The sequence below is a fragment of the Cryobacterium sp. Y57 genome, from assembly GCF_002929505.1.
GTDB lineage: Bacteria > Actinomycetota > Actinomycetes > Actinomycetales > Microbacteriaceae > Cryobacterium.
Genome location: NZ_PJJL01000052.1, coordinates 1 through 17266, shown reverse-complemented (window position 1 = coordinate 17266; position 17266 = coordinate 1). Strand labels below are relative to the sequence as shown.

The following is a 17266-nucleotide window of genomic DNA, read 5'->3' as shown; positions in this document are numbered from 1 at the left end:
ATCAGGCTTCCTGCTAGGGTAGGTCGGCCGCGTTCAGCGGATCCCCAGGGCGGGCCTCAGCGAGCAGCAGAAGGTCAACGCGGGTGACGATGCGTGAAGCGATGGCGTACTCCACGAGGCGGGCGCGCCGGTTGGTAGCATGGGTGCTGACGCCACCGTGTAACCCCTGCACACCGGCCCGGTCAAGCTTGTCGCAGACGTTGTCGAGTTTGCGATTGAAGCGAGTCGTCGCCCAGCCGAGACGCTTCGCCGCCGTGGCCGAGGTGGGGATATCACTGCGTCCGCTGCCCTCACGTGCCAGCATCGGTTCGGCGAGGGCGAGAATCAGCAGCTTTTGGGTGGGGGTGAACGAGATGGTGCCAACGGTCGTGATCCCGTTGCGGCTGTCGACCGGATCATTGTCCTGAAACGCGGGCTGACTGGAATGCACGGTGATCTCGTAGGTGGTCGGCCCGGCCGTGAAAATCACGGTGAGCAGGCCGAAGACGATCGGCAGGCGAGCTCCCGGCGCGAGCCAGGCCTGCACACGGCCGTTACCGTCGGTGACGGTCGCAGCGAGCCGCGACCCCACGTTGGCGAGCCACCACAAATCGTCGAATCGGCTGATCTCCAGAAAACGGCGGTGCAGAAACGGGTTGTCATCGACGCTCAGTTCGGCCTCCCGACCGATGCCGAACACCGCCTGCGGGTCTGCGCGAAACCACTCACCGCAGTACTCAACGCTCACGCCGTCGATCACCGTGGTCAGCGCTTGGTCGATCGCTAAGGGGAGCATCGCGTTGGTGCCGGTCACGGGGTGCACCCGAGCACGGCCTCGGCCCCGGAACGGCCGTCATCGCGGCGCAGCGACACCTCGATGCAGGTCGGGCGAGCCGGGCCTATCGGCACGGCCACGGTCGGTTCGTCGACGCTGGAGACCGCGTTGTCCTGCCCGGTTTCGACGACCCGCCACAGGTAGAGGTCGCCGGCTTCGGGCGCTGGGTTCGTCCAGGTGAACGCCACCTCGCTGCCCGAGACCGTACCCACGAGATCGGTTACAGCGGGCACCGACGCCTCCACGACGGCATCGACGGGCGCCGCCGGATCGGTTGGGGGGCGGCCGAACCTGGATCGGTGCCCCCCAGCGCGAGCGCAGCCGCGACCCCGCCACCTCCAATCAGCAGCAGTGCTCCGACGATCACCGGAGCGAGCCACCGGCGGCGACGGATGCGCATCGGCTCGCCCGGTACTGCCGGCGGCGGTATCGGGCGGCGGTAGGTCTCGTCGAGTGCGGCCCGTTGGGCGGCCGGGCCCCGGGTGAAGTCGAGGGCGTGGGGCGGGATTGTCGCGTCGAAACTGCCAGCTTCGACTGGCACGTCCAGGGGCGCCGTGGGCCAGGGGGTGGTCGCGGTGAGCTTGGGGGTGATGACCGCGGCGGGCTGAGCTTCCGGATCGATGCTGACAATGTTACGCACCCGGGTGAGGCCGTCATCGTCATCCCGGTCGTCTGGACCGTCGACGGCGTCGTCGATTACGTCGATCGTGGTGACCGACATCGCGAGCTCGATCTGCACCTTCTGCAGCGCCCGCGCGAAGTCGAGCGCGGAGGCGTACCGGTCACTCGGATTCTTGCTCATGGCCCGCGCGAACGCCACGTCGAGGGAGGCGGGCACGTCGGCGCGGCCGAGGGCCGGCAGTGCGTAGGCGCCGATGCGGTTGATGACGTCGGCGCTGGTGTTTGAAGCACCCGGCAGCTGGAATGGGGACCGGCCGGCGAGCAGGGTGTAGGTCGTCGCGGCCAGTGCGTAGACATCGCTGGCCGGCCCGCTCCACGGTGGGTTCGCAAACGATTCCGGCGGAGACCAGGGAATCGACATGCCCACGGGGGTCGACTCTTCGGCGCCGAAGGTTGCCGAGATACCAAAGTCGGTCAGGGCTGGCCGGTTGTATTCGGTCACCAGAATGTTCGCGGGCTTGATGTCGCGGTGCAGGATTCCGGCCCGGTGCGAGGTCTCCACGGCCCCGGCGACCTGGATTGCAATGCGGAGCGCTTCGCCCACATCGAAGCGTTCCCGACGGTAGCGCACCTGCAGGTTCGGCTTGGGGCAATACTCCATGGCGAGATAGGGGCGGCCGTCGCCACTCACCCCGGCCTGGTAGATCGTAACGATCGACGGATGCGTTGACAGCATCGCCATCACGTTGGCCTCGGCCGTGAACTCACCGGCCGATCCGGTGCGAAGCTGCTCGGCCAGCAGCACCTTCACAGCAACGCGGCGCCGCGGCATGTGCTGCTGGTACAAAAACACGTCGGCGAATCCGCCGGAACCGAGCAGTTCGACAAAGTCGAATCCGGGCAGGGTCGGCGGGGTGCTCGGTGCTCGTGCGGCACTCATGCGGGCTCCCGATAGGTCACGGTCACGGCATCGCCCAGCTCGAGCACGTCACCGTGCACGAGCATGGTGGGTTCCTGCGGGTGCAATCGCACCGGATCGACCCCGGCTCGCAGCAGTCTGGTGCCGTTGGTGGTGCCAAGGTCAACGGCGAGCACGTTTTAACCCTCGCAGCGCACCTCGAGGTGGCTGCGCGAGATGTCTTGCTGGGGGCTCGGCACCGTTACGAGGTGCGGCATGCGGTCCGCAGTGAACCTTGCAGCGCTCGGTTTGCGCCCGATCACTGCGCTTCGATCGAGCACCACCTCGGTGCCGCCCGAGACCAGCAGCCGACCGTAACGCAGGGCTGGTACACCCGCCCACGCCGGCACACCCGCCAAAACGGATGCTGCCGGCGCGGCCAGTCCGAGCGCCCGCAGCTGCTCGAGCGACAGGGTCTCCCCGTCGTGGTCGGGGTCGATCTCGGTGTGGAGATCGGGGTTGATTTCGGGGTCGATCTCGGTGTGGAGATCGGGGTTGATTTCGGGGTCGATCTGGGTGCGCGTCTCCGCGGTGGTGTGCATCGCAGTGGCGTGCATGGTAGTGATTGGACGGGCACTGGTTTGCGCGGCACTGGTTTGGGCGGCGCTACCTGGGGCGCCAGCGGCCGGTTTCTCCGGCACGGCGGCGTCCGCACCCCAGAGACCGTCGTAGTCCCGGCCCTGCGTGAATTCCGGCACCGCCAGCGTCTCGTTGTTCGAGTCGGCCTCCATGTGAATTGTGTGCTCCGCGTGGTCCAAGGCGGTCTCGGGCAGTGGCGGGAGGACCGTCGGCACCAGCCGCGAAACGTGTGGCAAATCGGTCGTCGTCGAGGTAACTATCCGCTCAGGCACATCTCGAACCGCTGGCGGCGGCGTGACGCCTGGGTCGGCTGCAGCAACGAGGTTGCTCGAATCGGTATAGTTTGAATCACTGCCGCCCGAATCAGCGACGTCCGTCTCAGTGCCGCCCACCCCGGCGCCGCGCGCACTCGCGGCGAGCTCGCCCGAATGCGCTTGAGCGTCCGGGCGCAGGGTGATCACGAGTGAGCTGCAGAGCACGACCCCCGCCACGATCGGCAGACTCTCTCCCGCGGATGTCGACGCGGAGTCTGCGGATGGTGCGAAATCAACGTGGGGGGTCGCGGCATCCGTTTCGACGGCAATGCTGCCGGGGGTGACTGAAACGCTTTCGCTCCAGGTAGTGACGCGGGTGCCCGAAACGCGCAGGTGGCCCTGCTCGGCGTCGCCCTCGGCCGTGACCGCAAGTGGGCCGCGCACCGCGAGGCGGGCTTCGTCGCCGACGAACGTGACGATGGCGAAGGCGGGCAAGCTGGCCAGACCGGTGCCGAATTCGGCGGTGAGGGCGTCGAGCAGGGCGCTGAGACCGTGGCCGGCCGTCAGATCGGTAAAGATGCGCTCGAGCAGGGCGGGGTCGATATCGCCGGGCAGCACGGCGATTCCGGCGTCGGTGACGACACCGAACCAGGTGCCGGGAACGTAGCGGCGCATCAGCTGGCCTCGGAGCGAGGAACGAGCGCGCGGGAAACAAGCGCGCGCGGAACAAGCACGGGAGCAACCGGACCGGGGGCAACCGGCGGGGGCAACTCATCGCGTGGGATTGTATCGTCGAAGTCGGCGATCAGACCCTCGGCATCCGTGGCGCCGCTCGGCGTGGTCTCATCGCCGGTCGCATCGATGGTGCTGAGCGCGTCGACGATGACGGTTGTCACGTTGTCACGCCCGCCGTGCAGCAGCGCCTCGTGAACGAGACGAGTCGCGGCGGCCTGAGGCGCGGTCTCGGTGGCGAGAATCTGGCGAATCTGGTCGTCGTCGAGCTCCCCGGTGAGTCCGTCAGAGCAGATGAGAATGCGGTCTCCGGGTGCGGCCGGCAGAAACCAGTAGTCCGGTTCGCCAGCGCTGCCCGCCCCGATAGCCCGGGTGATCACATTGCGCTCCCGGTGCAGGGCGGCCTGGGCGGGCGTGAGGTCACCGGTCTCCACCAATTCCTGCACGACGGAATGGTCGACGCTGATCTGCTCGAGTACCCCGCCAGCCATGCGGTAGGTGCGGGAATCGCCCAGGTTCAGGAGCAGCCAGTAAGCGTTCCCATCCAGCGCGGCGAGGGCGACCCCGCTGAGGGTCGTGCCGGCTCCGGCCCCGGCGCCCACTGGCAGCGCCAACACGCGGTTGATTGCTAGCGCTACGCCGGCCCGCAACTCATCGAGGGTCACGCTTGGTTGGTCGGCAAGTGCGGCGAACGCCTCGATGACCGTAGCGCTGGCAATCTCGCCGGCGGCATGCCCGCCCATGCCATCGGCCACGAGGTAGAGCGATCCCTGGGCGAGAAAAGCGTCTTCGTTGTTCGGCCGTCGTCGCCCGGTATCCGTTGCTGCGCCCGCACGCACCTGAATCGGCGCGACCGTGCCCGGCTCAGCGCTCGGGTGGCGGGGCGTCATCGGGTCTCCACGGTGATGCGTCGGTCGCCGAGGGCCAGCGTATCGCCGGCCTCCAGAAACGTCGGGCGATCGACATCCACGACTGTTTCCGGCTTTCCCGAACGGATGAGCTTGGTGCCGTTGGTCGATCGGCGATCCATCACCCACAGCCGGGTGCCGTCGAGGCCGAAGCTCAGATGCGTTTTGGAGATGGATTTGGTGTCGTCCGGGTACACCACGAGCTGGGCCGGACGGTCGTCCGGCGCGGTGGGATTGCGCCCGATGAAACCACTGTTCGCCACGTCGACGGGTTCACCGGTGTCCAGGCGGAGGGTCCACTGGGACCCGGCTGCCGGGGCAGCCGCGCGGGTTTCGTCGAGGTCCCGGTCGATGATCAGGGCGGGAAGAGCGGGGGAGCTGATCGGCCGGGCAGCGAAGTAGCCTCCAGCCGGAGGAGCAACAACCGGTGGCTGCGGCGGGTGAGCGGCGAATGCGGGAACGGCAGAGATGACGCCAACGGATGGCGGTACTGGCGGTGGCGTCGGGGCGCTCAGTGGAGAGGGAGAAGCGGGCGGTGGCGGTACCCGGCCAGCGCGGCCGCGCGCCGGCGCGATGACCGTCTCGAGTTGTGACTCCGACTCGACCAGTAGCGGTGCCCCCGGAACAGGCAGAGGCAGGTAGTCGACCGGCCGAGCTGGTGACACTGCCGGCGGCGCGGCTGGAGGTGGCGGAGGCGGCGGTAGCCACTGAGTGCTCGGTGCCGGCGGCAAACTCGGAGCCCTGACCTGGCCGAAGACGCGCTGCGCGGCATCCGTTCGCGCATCGATCATCCAGGTGCCGGATGCCTTGTCGTGCCAGCCGCGGTTGGCGCCGGTACCGTCGAACAGCGGGGAAAGCGGGCCGATGATGATGTAGCTGCTGAGTGTGAAGACAATGCTGCGGCCGAGCACAACGCCGAAGCCGGGACCGCTCGCGTCGATATCCATTCCCGGCTGCACCCGAATCAGGCGCACGCCGTTGGCCTTCATTCCCGGAGTTTGGCCACGACTTAAGCGGACCCAGTAGTAGATCGCCAGCGCGATCGTACCCAGCAGATAAATCAGGAAGCCGATGAATTCGCCGCCGAGCCCGTAGTAGATGAGGGCGAGAAGAACACCCAGGCCGCCAAAGATCAGACCGTCGAGCAGGTAGGCGCCGATGCGCGCGCCGATGCTGGCGTTCACCTGGCCGGTATGGGTAAAGGGGCCATCAAAGGCCGCGAGTTGCTGGGTCATGTCGTGCGTCTCCACTTCTTGGCGAGGGTGGTCAGGCGGGGCGATCGAGGTTTACGGAGGGCCGGTCTGAGTGGTCGAGCGCGGTGCTGTGTTCGGGCGCTCCAGCTGGCCAGGAATGACCGTACGGAATGCCGGGCACGCAGTCGGGCCCAGCCGCGGACTGAGCTATTGAGGGTGGCGACGATGCCGTCGACCTCAGTCCAGAACTCGGTGAGCTGCTGCTCGGTCGGGTCGACCGGGCCGAACACGCCCGAGTCGACGCGGGCGGCGAGCAGCGTCAGGCCAGCTGTCGGATAGCGTTCGGCCAGCGTCAGGGAACCTTCCCGGCGGGTCGCGCCGGGCGACAAATTCAGACCCAGGTCGGTCGCCGTGTCGACGACTTCGCTCCAGCCGCCGCTCAGCCGGTCGGCCGGCCTTGACGCGCGCGCGCGCGACCTCGACGACGACGCTTGCGCAGCGCCGCCACGAGCAGCCCCGGCCCGAGTAGAACTAGAAGCAGCGCGAATACCCCGCCGGCGATGCCAGCGACCACCCAGATCGTCGACTACCGGTCTGTGACGGGGTCGGTGGCCGAGTCGTCGGCAGCACGTCCGCCGGTAGCTCGACCGGGGCCAGTGGCGGCAGTGGCGGCTGCAAGACCTGCGCTTTCGGCTCACTCTTGGGTTTGGGCTGCTCAGCTTGCGGAACCTGGTCGATCGGCGGTGTCGGGTCAAAGCTCACCCAGCCAACCCCGTCGAAGGCCACCTCGACCCAGGCATGCAGATCGGCGCCGGTGATCGTGAGGGTGTCGGTGGTGGCGGCATCCGTTTCGGCGGGGTAGAAGCCCATGACCACGCGGGCCGGAATACCCAGCTGAGAAACCTGCAACGCCATGGCCACGGCGTACTGCTCGTCATCGCCGATCATCTGGTCGCTGCCAAGTAGCACGCCGATGCGTTCGGCGCCGTGCCCGGCTCGGGAGGCAGTTTCGCCCTCGAGGCCGTGGCTGAAGAATCCTCCGGTGTGCAGGGCCGTTTCAATGGCCCGCACCTGTTCGATGGGCGTCGCGGCGTCAGTGATGGCGGCATCCGCTGTGGTCGTCACAATTTCGGGAACCGGTGCTGACTCCGGCATGGCGAGGGTGGCGACCTGTCGGGCAGCCAGCTGCTCGTTGGTGTAGCTCGGCGGTAGAACGACCGTGACGGTGTAGCTGTCGCCCGACTGCAACCCGAGAGTCGAAACGGCCGCGCCGGTGGTGCGGTTGTAGTGCAGACTCGGGGCGAGCTGAGCGGCCCGAGCACTGGTCGGGGTGAGCGCGGTGAGATAGCCGGCGCCGGGAACCCACACGCCGGTGAGCTGGTCGATCGTGATCGTGAGGGTGGCCGCGTCGCCGGCCCGCGGGTCGGCGATGCTCGTGCCGACCCGCGCGAATGTGCCGGAGCCGGCGCTGCCGTCACCGGAAACGTTGTAGACCACGCCGTCGAACCGGTCCAGGGTGGCCAGTCGCAACCGGGCGCCCTCGGGTAGCCCGCTGACGGTGAACAGAGTCTCGTCCTTGAAATCGCGCACGTATTTGCGAAAGCCAACGAGCGGGCTGGCGTAGGCGTGCAGGTCGAGCGGCGGCACCACGGTGTCGCGCAGTACCTGGCGGGCGGTCGCGGGCTCGGCGACACTGCCGAGGCCAACCCCGACCAGCAGTGCACCGACCAGCAGGGCGGATCCGGCGGCCAAACGACGGGTGCACAGCCGGCGCGCGCTCGCCGGATCGGCAGTTTCGCCAGCGGATGCTGCGCTGCCATTGCCCGCGCCGACATCCGTTCCGTTTCGGGTTTCGGCAAGGCGCCACGCGCTCCACGCGATGGCGACGCCGGCGAGCAGCAGGCCACGCACCAGCGGCAGCACGGTTTCGTGCGTGCCGAAGCCGATCGACACGGCAAACAGGGCTGCTGCCGGCAGCAGCGCGAAAGCCGGCCGACGCAGACGCAGCGCGAAGCTTCCGGCCAGCACGGCGGCGAGTAGCGTGGCGAGGTAAGGAACGATCAACAGGGCTTCGAACCCGGCGACCGGCGCCGGGGCGGTGAGAAGTTGCTTCCAGGAGAAGACGATGCCGAGGGCCAACACGCGCAGCGTATCGAGAGTGGGAACGACACCGGCGATCGTGCTCGGGAGTACCGCGAGCGCACCGCCGAAGGCGAAGTAGGTGAGCGCGGTCGTCGCCGCGACCAAGAGCGTGCCCCAGCGCAGGCGGGCGCCGAGCGCGGCAACGCCCAGACCGAGGAACAGCCCGCCGAAGCCGGCCAGCAGGTAGTCGGTTCCGCCGAAGACCGGACCGAAGCCGAGCACGCCGAGACCAAATAACAGCACGAGCGCGAACACGTCGCCGAACTGCGCGGGCAGGCGGCGCCCGCGGCGAACGGTCAGGCCGGAGGCGCTCATTCGTTCACCCGACGCATTCCGAAGGGTAGATCCGGTAGCCTGCCAACCGTCAGCACGGTCGTCGCGGCGATCGACCGCCGCGACAGGGCGGCCCCGACCTCGCAGCGCACCGCGATCACGCGCACGCCGCTTGGCAGGTGGCTTGCCGCTGAACGAATGCGCCCCGGCTCCACCGTGCTGCCGAATACCAGCACCACAACGGATGCGTTCGGTACCCTGACCCCGGTCTGCCGCGCCAACTGCACGATGTCCGCCCGGGAACCACCGGGTTCGATCGCCGACAGCCCGTCGAGCAGGCGCTTACCGGTTCGGGTGGGGAGAACCTGCTCCTGCGCGAGCACGGTCAGTTGTTTCTCCTCGGTGAGGGCTTGCAGTCCGAGCGACCCACAGACCGAAACGGCGAGTTCGAACTCGTCGATCCCGGTCGGAAGGGCTGCGGCATCCGCTGTCATCGTTGAGGGCGAATAATCGAGCGGGTTGCGGCTGAGCGCGATGGCCAGGTGGGAGCGGCGGGTTTCTTCGAACTGACGCACCATGATGGTTCCGGTGCGCGCCGAGGAGCGCCAGTGCACGTTGCGCAGGTCGTCGCCCGGCAGATACTCGCGCAGGGCGTGAAACGACACGTCATCATTGCTGAGATCGCTCGTTGGCAGGCCCTCAAGGTCCCGCAGAAACCCGGAGCTGGATCCGTCGAGGTGCACGGTGCGCGGATGCACGAAGAGATCCTCGGCCGGAGTCCACTCGATCACGCGGCGAAACAGCCCAAGTGCGTCACCACGTACCGAGCGCACCGGACCGACCGACAGCACCGTACGGCGCTGCGTGGGAATCGTGAAGAGATCGTCGTGCTCGGCGCCGGGAGCGAGCCGCGGCAGGTGAAACGCGGCGAGCCCGGCGCCGACGGGCAGCTCGATGCGCGCCGGCAGCATGGTGTGGGCGGACGGGTTGGTCACGGTCACGCTGCCAACCGCACGGTCGCCGACCACCACATGGGTATTCGCAAGCCCCAGGCTGATCGCGTAGGCGCTGCGCCCCAGCATGAACGGCATCGCGAGTACGAGCAGCACGACGCCGACGAGCGCGAGCGCCGTGAATTCCTGCCAGCCGAATCGTTCGCCGAGCAGCCACGCCACAGCGGATGCCCCGAGCACGGCCCAGCCGAACCCGGTCACGACCGCGAGCAGCCGGCTCAGGCGCCGCCACACCGGTTTCAGTACTGGCCAGACCGCGTCGATCCAGAGCGTGCGAAGCGGATGCAGCCGGTTCAGTGGGTGCTGACCCGCCGCCGCGCTCATGCCGCCGGCTTTCTGGATAGTGGCGCGGCCACGTCGGCGAGCACTCGGCTGATGATCTTTTCCGCGGTCATGCCCGAGAACTCGGCCTCCGGGTCGAGCACGCGACGGTGGGTCCAGACCGCAGCGGCAAGGTCCTTGACGTCGTCGGGCAGCACGAAGTTGCGGCCCTGGGCGGCGGCCCAGACCTTGGCGGCCCGAATCATCGAGAGTGCCCCGCGCACCGACACCCCCACCCGGGTCTCGGCGGTAAATCGGGTCTCCTGGGTGAGCACGGCGACGTAGCGCAAAATAGCGGCGTCGGTGTGCACGCTCGACGCCAGGTCGGCCATGTCGGCCACCGCACTCGTAGTGATCATTGCGGTGAGGCCGGCGGCCGGGTTGCGGTTGGCCGCGCCGGCCAGGATTAGCTCAGTCGAGGCGAGGTCGGGGTAGCCGATCGACGTCTTGATGAGAAAGCGGTCGAGCTGGGCCTCTGGCAGTCGGTAGGTGCCGGCCTGCTCGATCGGGTTCTGGGTGGCGATCACCATGAAGGGCCGCCCAACTTCGTGGCCGATGCCGTCGACCGTGATGCGGCTCTCTTCCATAACCTCGAGCAGCGCCGACTGGGTTTTCGGGCTCGCCCGGTTGATCTCGTCGGCGAGCACGATCGACGCAAAGATGGGGCCCCGGTGAAACTCGAATTTGTGGCTCTGCTGGTCGTAGATGGTGACGCCGGTCACGTCGCTCGGCAGCAGGTCTGGCGTGAACTGGATGCGATTGTTGGTGCCCTGCACGGTCGCCGCGAGTGCCTTAGCGAGGGAGGTCTTTCCGGTGCCCGGGGCATCCTCGAGCAGCACGTGACCCTCGGCGAGCATCGCCGTAAGGACGAGTCGAATCACCTGGCTCTTGCCGAGCACGGCGAGACTCACATTGTCGACGAGACGGCCAAAGGTTCCGGCGAACCAGGTTGCTTGTTCTGATGTCATGGTCATGGTCGTTTCTCCACTTTCAGCATTGGGGCATCCCCGCAGGGATGGTCGTGTCCTGCCCGGCCTTGAGCGTGTACCGGGAGACATAGAAGCCATCATTCATTCGAAGCCAGGTACGGTCACCGTTTACGTTGATACTTGGTGAAGTCGCCCAGCAGGTCACGGTCACGGAGGCGTTGGCTGCTATCCAGTACCCCGGGGAGTTGCAGTTCCTGCCATCGAATCTGGTGGTCATCAACTGGTCCTGAGCGCACGACGCAGCGTTATCGACCGTCACCACCCAGCTCGTCGGCGGCGGCGGCGGCGGCGCACCAGAGGTGGCGGAGGCGGAATTAGTGTTCAGCCGACCGGCCGAGTCGGTTGCACGCACGGCAATCGTATGTGTTTCGCTGTAAGAACCGACGTTGCGATTGTTGCTGCCGAGCGCCACGTTTTCGTAGCGGCCGCCATCGATTGAAATTTCCAGTTTCGTGATATCCCGGCCATTGCGGCTGGGGAGACCCCAATACAAGTTGACCTGGGCGCCGCTACCGGAGGCACCGGCTACCGGTATGTTCGGTGCGCCGAACGGAGCGACGGAGTTGGACGACGCGCTGCCGGCTCCGTCGTACCGCTGGCCGTCCAGTTGGGTGACGGCCCGTACAGCAATGGTGTAACTGCCGTTGTTGTCGACCTGTCCATTGCCAATTGTTCCAGAACCGTTCCCGCCGTCGGCGACCCAGTCCGTGCGCCACCCCGTCCCGCTGACGTTGTACTCGTAAGTGAGCTCGCTGGACGTCGCGCCGTTTGCCGCCGCCGCGTTGTACGTCACCGAAACCGTGTTGTCGCCCTCGGTCGCCACCACATTGGTCGGAGCGCCCGGCGCGACGAATGCGCGGCGCGCGGCCGATTCCGCACTCGACGCGGAATCTCCAGCCTTGTTGCTGGCGACCACCGTAAACGTGTAGTCATTGGTCGAAGTATCGACGACGACGGCCTGTGAGGTCGTGCCGCCTGCGACCGAAACCGTTCGCGAAGTCGTCCCGCTCTTTATCGTGAGCACGTAACCCGTGATGGCGTCACCATTGTCGACCGGAGCGGTCCAGGACACCTGCATCTGGGCCTGCGCGCCAACGGGATCGAGACGGGTCGTGGTCGGCGCTGCCGCAGCATCGGGAACTCCGGCCGGCACCATCGCGGCCCCGAACGAACTCCAGTCGCTCGGCTCCGGGGCGCGGTTCACCGCCTGCACCCTCACCGTATAGGCGACCCCGTTCTCGAGGCCGTCCCAGGTGAGGGAGTTGCCCGTCGCGGTGCGCTGCAGGCCCCCAAACTGTGGCAGCGGCGAGATTTCGAGCAGGTACGACTCCACCGCGCTGCCCGTGCTGCCCGGCGTGGCCCATGACACGTCGAGGGCGCCATCGCCAAAGACCAGGGTGGGCGGCTGCGGAGCGTCGGGGCGGGCATCGGGCCGGGCCATGGCCGACGCCGTCGAAGGGTCGGACACCCCGACCATGTTCGTGGCCGTCACCGTGAAGCGGTACTCGGTGTCGTTGGTCAGGTTCGTGAGTGTGCAGGTTGTCGACGCGCACTTCTGGGAAAAGCCCGATGCCGACACGGTATAGCCGGTGATTTCGGCGCCGTTATTGCTCGGCGGCGTCCACGACAGCACAACCGTGCGGTCCTGAATCGAGGTGACGCTCGGCGTTGACGGCGCGTCGGGCCGGCCCTGCACGGTCAGGCGGATGCGGCCCTCGACCTCACGCTCGGTATCGTTCGTCGCGTCGGCTACCCGATACCGCACCACCATAGTGCCGATGAAATCACCCGCCGGTGTCACCTTCACGTCGCTTCCCACAACGGATGCCCTACCCGCGCCAGTCTCCACCGTCGCCGATACCAGCCGCAGCGGTTCATCAGGATATGGATTCGTATCATTGTCGAGCACCGACACCATCACGCTCTCGCCTTGATCGGCCTCCGGCACCGCGTCATCGGTCGTCGAAACCAGCGGACGAGTCGAGGCGATGACGCTCAGCTGCAGGGTCGCCGAGACGGGGGCGGTCGTGCCGTCGTCGATGAGTAACGCCAGCGAACCGGACTGGCCCTTGACGGTGCCGGATGGCGCGCTCGCCGACAGGGTCTGGCCCGTGATTATGGCTTTGAAGCCGGCGGGCACCTCCCCGTCGATGCGAAAAGCGAGCTTCTCCAGGTCACCGGGATCAGCATCTGTCGACATGGCAGCCAGGTCGACGGTGACCGCGTCTTCACCGGGCGCGACCTCGACCGTGCCGCCAACGAAGGCCGGCTGCTGATTCTCGGGGGCAAGTACGGTGATCGGGATCGCCAGGGTCGCCGTGCGTCCGTCCGGGTCATCGGGACCGCTGCCGTCGGTCACTTCGAAGCTCAGGGCCTCCGGGCCGAAATAGTCGGCCGACGAGGTGTACACGAGCGTGGTTTCGTTCTGAATGAGCGAATCGCCGTTGCCGTGCGTCGCCGAGACCTTGTCGGCCACGGTGATGCGGGGGCTCTTTCCGTCGGCCACCGTCACGAAATCGTCCAGGGTCAGGGTCACCGTCTCGCCGCTTTTCACTTCGACCGCCGCCACACCGGCCGTGAGCGTGGGACGCTGGTCTTCCACCCCAGGCACGAGCACGAACGCGCTGGCCTGTAGGCCGTCGGCGTCGGTGACCGTGTAGCGAACGATTTGGGTGGTCGCGGTGAGAGCCACCCGCACCGAGCCGTCGCTCGTGACCGTCGCTGCGGAGTTGTCGGTCGCGACGCGCAGTTCCGTGGCCGATCCGTCTGGGTCTTCGTCGTTGGTGAGCACGGGCACGTCGACGCTGGTCTGGCCGGCCACGTCGGCAGCGGCCACACGGTCGTCGCGGGCGATGGGGGTCAAGAGCGAGGCATCCGCTGTGATGCTCAGTTGCAGGGTGCCGATCGCGGTCGCACCCCACGGGTCGGAGGCGGTGTACGCGATGCTGAACTCGCCCGGCTGGGCGGGCGAGCGCAGCACGATGCGGTTGCCCGCGATCGTCGCGTCCAGCCCGTCGGGCACGGTCAGGCCGTCGGCGACCAGGGTGACGGGGTCACCGTCGGGGTCGGTGTCATTGACGAGCACGGGAACGGCCAGCTGGCGGTCGGGTCGGGCGCTGACGGCGTCTTTCACGGCGTAGGGCTTCTGGTTGGTGGAGCCGGGGCGGGCGATTCCGACGAGAATGCTGGCCCGGGCTTCGGCCCCGAGTTGGTCACGCACCACGTAGCTGAACGAGTCGGTACCGACCAAATCGGCGAAGGCTTGATAGCCCAGCCAAGAGTCGCCTACCTCCACGATGCGGCCTTTGGCGGGCGCGCTGCCCTGCCCCACGAGTTGCACGGAGTCGCCGTCCGGGTCGATCTGGCTCAGTGGAATGGGAATACGCACGGTGTTGCCCGAGAGTACCCGGGCGGTGAGGTCCTGCGGGCGCGGCGGGGAATTCGTCGCGGCATCGAGGGCGAGAACCTGAATGGTGACGTAGCCGGAGTCCTTCTGACCGAGACTGTCGACGACCTCATAGGTGGCGTAGACCGTCTTCGCGGTCGGTCCCGCCTGAAATCGCAGCATGTTTTCCGACACGAAGAGATCGCCGTCTGCCGGGTCCACGAGCGGTTCTACGAGGGCGGGCGCGAGCGTCATCGTGTCGCCATTGGGGTGCGAATCATTGGCTAAGACCGGGATCGACACGATGTCGCCGGCGCGCACGGTCACGGTGTCGTCCACCGCGACCGGCGGCAGCAGCTTTGCCGGCGCGGGCACCGGAACGACCAGAACCTCGCCTTCGGCGCTCAGTGACCCGTTCGAGACGGTGTATCCGATTGTGACCGGCGCCTTCAGACCGCTCTGGTCGATCACGTGCAGCACCCGGTGTTCCAACACCGCAACCGTGATGCCAAGGTTGTCGGGAATGGTCAGCGACTGCACCACGAGAATTCCACCTGCCGGGTCGGTGTCGTTGGCGAGTACGTCCACGAGCACATCGCGCCCCACCGGCAACAGGGCCACGTCGCGAACCGCGACGGGCGGAAGGTCGCTCGCCGCTGCATCCGTCACGTCGACGCGCACCAGACCGAGCACGGTATTGGGGCCGTCAGTGGCCAGATACTGCAGGTAATAGGTGCGTGATTCGGCTGCGCTGAAGGTGAAAGTACCGGTGACAAAATCCGGCACGATGGTGGCGCCGGGCACATCATCGATTTTCGCGAGGCGCAGGGGAGCGCCACCAGAGCTCGCATCGTTGAGCAGTGGTGACACGGTGACGGTCTGGCCGACGGTAGTCGAGACATGGTCGGGGTTGGTGACCGGTTTGGTGCTTTCGGATGCCCGCACATCGACCCGCACCAAGCCCTCGCCGGTATCGACCCCATCCGATACGACGATGAACACGTCTTTGCGACCGAGGTTCTGGCCGATTGCCGCGTAACTGAGCACGCCATCGGCAGTGAACTGCACGGTATCGTCATCGGCGGGTGCGGCGGCCTGCAATAACAGGTCGTCGCCATCGGGGTCGATCCAGTCGGGCAGCACATTGTGAGTGGTTGAAGCGCCCTGCTCCACCACGAAACTGCTCGTGCGTTTCTGCACGGGCGGGCTATTCGTACCGGCCGCGCTCACCGTCAAAACGACGGTTGCCTCGGCCGTTTCGCCACGTACGTCGCTCACTGCATAGCGAAAACTCTCGGTGCCGGTCGCCTCGTCGGCCACGGTGATCTGCAGCGCCGCACCACCGAAGATCGGTTGCACCCTACCCAGCGCGGGGGTGTCTCCGACAATGGTCGCGGTGAGAATGTCGCCATCGGCATCCGTGTCATTGTCAAGTATGGGCAAAATCACGCTGCGGCCAGCCCGCACCCCCAACGCGTCATCGACGGCCACCGGTGCCGTGTTCTCTTCGGTGCGTTCGGGCAGCACGTTCTCGACCGACTCTGTGACAGCGTCCTGGTCGTCTTGCTCATCGCTTTCGTCGGGCGGGGGCGTGATGTCGGCCCAATTTTCGATCACGACCATGTCCTGATCGACCAGCCAGACGAGACCCGTGCTGAGGTCATTAAGCACGACGACGTTGCGGTTGACGCGAAAAGTGAGGGGCGCGGTAGTGGTGCTGCGGTCGATGTCCCGGGCTGCATCGTCGTCGGTTCCGGGGCAGTCGCGCACATAGCGTGCACTGGTTGACCAGGCTGCGTAGGCGCATTCGTTCAAAAAGACTGGGGCAACGGGAATGCCATCACCACCGGCCTCGATGCGGGTGGCGTCGCTACCGTCGAGGGGCTGGATCAGCAGGGCGTCGGGAGTGCCCACGAGCAGGTCGTGGTTGCCGTACCGGTGGTACTTTGCTGCAACGCAGAACCCGGAGCGATCTTGACCCTGCGTCCTCCCGGCAGGATCAGGGTTCCTGAGGTGCTCTCCAGCACGACGGATGCCTCACCCACCGCTGCAATTGTCAGTTTCGGCCGGTCCGGGAGGTTGTTGAAAACCGACTGGTCGCTGATAACGGGGGCGTTGAAACGGGTCGTCCCGGCGCTGCGCGTCACCGTGACCAGTTGCCCATCGCCGACGGCGACAGCGTGCACCGTGCCGTTGGAACCGACGGTGACGGCGCCGCCGGCCCCCAACTGGACCACCGGTTCGCTGTTCTCGAGACTGAAAGTTTCTATGTCTGCCACGGTCAGAGCGAAGAGGGCACCGGTGGAACGATCCAGGATGGCGACGGTGTCGGCACCGAGTGCGACCTCGGCATCTGCCGGCAGCGCCACGTCAGCACCGAAAGTCACATTGGCCGGATCGACCAGGCTGAGCGTCGCATTGGCACGATCATGCGTGAGCACGATGTTGCCCGACTGCAGAATGTCAAAGTCGTTTGTCTTGGCGCGCAACCCGGTATCGAGAACCTGAGCTTGGTAGTTGAGGTGGCCCACTAGCAGCCCGCTGGGTTTGGTAACCCAGACGCCGCCGTCATTGAGTCGCACGTCGGCGGTGCTTATGCCCTGATAGGCGAAGGCCAGCAGGGATACCGCGAGAGTCGCCGATGTGACGATGCCCACGCCCATGAGCGAGCGATGTTGGCGCACAATGCGTCGAAACATCCCGTTCCTCCCCGTTCAAAAGCAACCCTAATGGTGGATAGAGTGCCCGAAATGAAGGGACAAGGCGATGGGGAGAATTCCCCAAGCGGGGGTGATGATCGAGCAATTGCACCGATAACAGTGCTCTGGACGGTGCCGGGACCACGGAGTAAGCGCTGGGAGTGCGTTTCAGTTGTGCGATCGAGGGCGCTTCGGCTCAAAGAATGCTCGCATTGAGCCTATAATTTTCCATTACCCCCATTACTGGGGTGTGACGTTATCTCACTAATGGGTCAGGGTGCGACGCTCGTGCTAGTGCTCGCAGCAAGCCGCTCAGGATGTTGGCGACGCCCTGGCCCCAGGTCTCACGGGTTTTGTTGGAGTGGGTGTCGGTGATCTCGTCGAC

At 66.6% G+C, this 17266-nt stretch carries 13 protein-coding genes; all 13 read right to left on the bottom strand.

Going from position 1 to position 17266, the window contains the following annotated elements; translation table 11 throughout:
* Nucleotides 1-13: 13 nt before the first annotated feature.
* Nucleotides 14-736, bottom strand: coding sequence for a hypothetical protein (locus CXY72_RS03370; protein WP_104126327.1), 723 nt, complete (start codon nucleotides 734-736; stop codon nucleotides 14-16).
* A gap of 53 nt (nucleotides 737-789) precedes the next feature.
* Nucleotides 790-1047 carry a hypothetical protein gene (locus tag CXY72_RS20525; protein WP_370446199.1) on the bottom strand — a complete coding sequence of 86 codons (258 nt, stop codon included), beginning with the start codon at nucleotides 1045-1047 and terminating at the stop codon, nucleotides 790-792.
* On the bottom strand, nucleotides 1035-2375 hold the full coding sequence (locus CXY72_RS03365; protein WP_370446198.1) for a serine/threonine-protein kinase: 1341 nt from the start codon (nucleotides 2373-2375) through the stop codon (nucleotides 1035-1037). Before CXY72_RS03365 ends, CXY72_RS20525 begins: the two co-directional genes overlap by 13 nt.
* The gene (locus tag CXY72_RS19150) at nucleotides 2372-2530 is read right to left on the bottom strand and encodes an FHA domain-containing protein (RefSeq protein WP_146071036.1); all 159 of its coding nucleotides are present in this window, start codon (nucleotides 2528-2530) and stop codon (nucleotides 2372-2374) included. The genes CXY72_RS03365 and CXY72_RS19150 overlap by 4 nt, the downstream gene beginning before the upstream one ends.
* A 3-nt stretch (nucleotides 2531-2533) precedes the next feature.
* Nucleotides 2534-3901 (bottom strand): hypothetical protein, encoded by a 1368-nt coding sequence (locus CXY72_RS03360; protein ID WP_104126299.1) that lies wholly within the window; start codon nucleotides 3899-3901, stop codon nucleotides 2534-2536.
* Entirely contained in the window at nucleotides 3901-4848 is a 948-nt protein-coding gene (locus CXY72_RS03355) for a PP2C family serine/threonine-protein phosphatase (protein ID WP_104126298.1), read from the bottom strand. The genes CXY72_RS03360 and CXY72_RS03355 overlap by 1 nt, the downstream gene beginning before the upstream one ends.
* Nucleotides 4845-6101, bottom strand: a complete 1257-nt coding sequence (locus CXY72_RS03350; RefSeq protein WP_104126297.1) for an RDD family protein — start codon at nucleotides 6099-6101, stop codon at nucleotides 4845-4847. The genes CXY72_RS03355 and CXY72_RS03350 overlap by 4 nt, the downstream gene beginning before the upstream one ends.
* Entirely contained in the window at nucleotides 6098-6448 is a 351-nt protein-coding gene (locus CXY72_RS03345; RefSeq protein WP_104126296.1) for a hypothetical protein, read from the bottom strand. The genes CXY72_RS03350 and CXY72_RS03345 overlap by 4 nt, the downstream gene beginning before the upstream one ends.
* A 142-nt stretch (nucleotides 6449-6590) precedes the next feature.
* Nucleotides 6591-8516 carry a transglutaminase family protein gene (locus CXY72_RS03340; RefSeq protein ID WP_104126295.1) on the bottom strand — a complete coding sequence of 642 codons (1926 nt, stop codon included), beginning with the start codon at nucleotides 8514-8516 and terminating at the stop codon, nucleotides 6591-6593.
* Nucleotides 8513-9811, bottom strand: a complete 1299-nt coding sequence (locus CXY72_RS03335; protein WP_104126294.1) for a DUF58 domain-containing protein — start codon at nucleotides 9809-9811, stop codon at nucleotides 8513-8515. The genes CXY72_RS03340 and CXY72_RS03335 overlap by 4 nt, the downstream gene beginning before the upstream one ends.
* Nucleotides 9808-10782, bottom strand: a complete 975-nt coding sequence (locus tag CXY72_RS03330) for a MoxR family ATPase (protein ID WP_104126293.1) — start codon at nucleotides 10780-10782, stop codon at nucleotides 9808-9810. Before CXY72_RS03330 ends, CXY72_RS03335 begins: the two co-directional genes overlap by 4 nt.
* 16 nt (nucleotides 10783-10798) lie before the next feature.
* Complete coding sequence (locus tag CXY72_RS03325) at nucleotides 10799-16096, bottom strand: Ig-like domain-containing protein (RefSeq protein WP_104126292.1); 5298 nt, start codon at nucleotides 16094-16096, stop codon at nucleotides 10799-10801.
* Nucleotides 16072-16881 carry a hypothetical protein gene (locus CXY72_RS03320; protein ID WP_104126291.1) on the bottom strand — a complete coding sequence of 270 codons (810 nt, stop codon included), beginning with the start codon at nucleotides 16879-16881 and terminating at the stop codon, nucleotides 16072-16074. Before CXY72_RS03320 ends, CXY72_RS03325 begins: the two co-directional genes overlap by 25 nt.
* Nucleotides 16882-17266 lie beyond the last annotated feature (385 nt).

Bases quoted from the DNA above. Each gene is read 5' to 3' on its own strand.
- CXY72_RS03335 (WP_104126294.1), bottom strand. From the start codon at position 9,811: ATGAGCGCGGCGGCGGGTCAGCACCCACTGAACCGGCTGCATCCGCTT.
- CXY72_RS03340 (WP_104126295.1), bottom strand. From the start codon at position 8,516: ATGAGCGCCTCCGGCCTGACCGTTCGCCGCGGGCGCCGCCTGCCCGCG.
- CXY72_RS03365 (WP_370446198.1), bottom strand. From the start codon at position 2,375: ATGAGTGCCGCACGAGCACCGAGCACCCCGCCGACCCTGCCCGGATTC.
- CXY72_RS03330 (WP_104126293.1), bottom strand. From the start codon at position 10,782: ATGACCATGACATCAGAACAAGCAACCTGGTTCGCCGGAACCTTTGGC.
- CXY72_RS03350 (WP_104126297.1), bottom strand. From the start codon at position 6,101: ATGACCCAGCAACTCGCGGCCTTTGATGGCCCCTTTACCCATACCGGC.
- CXY72_RS03360 (WP_104126299.1), bottom strand. From the start codon at position 3,901: ATGCGCCGCTACGTTCCCGGCACCTGGTTCGGTGTCGTCACCGACGCC.
- CXY72_RS03355 (WP_104126298.1), bottom strand. From the start codon at position 4,848: ATGACGCCCCGCCACCCGAGCGCTGAGCCGGGCACGGTCGCGCCGATT.
- CXY72_RS03320 (WP_104126291.1), bottom strand. From the start codon at position 16,881: ATGTTTCGACGCATTGTGCGCCAACATCGCTCGCTCATGGGCGTGGGC.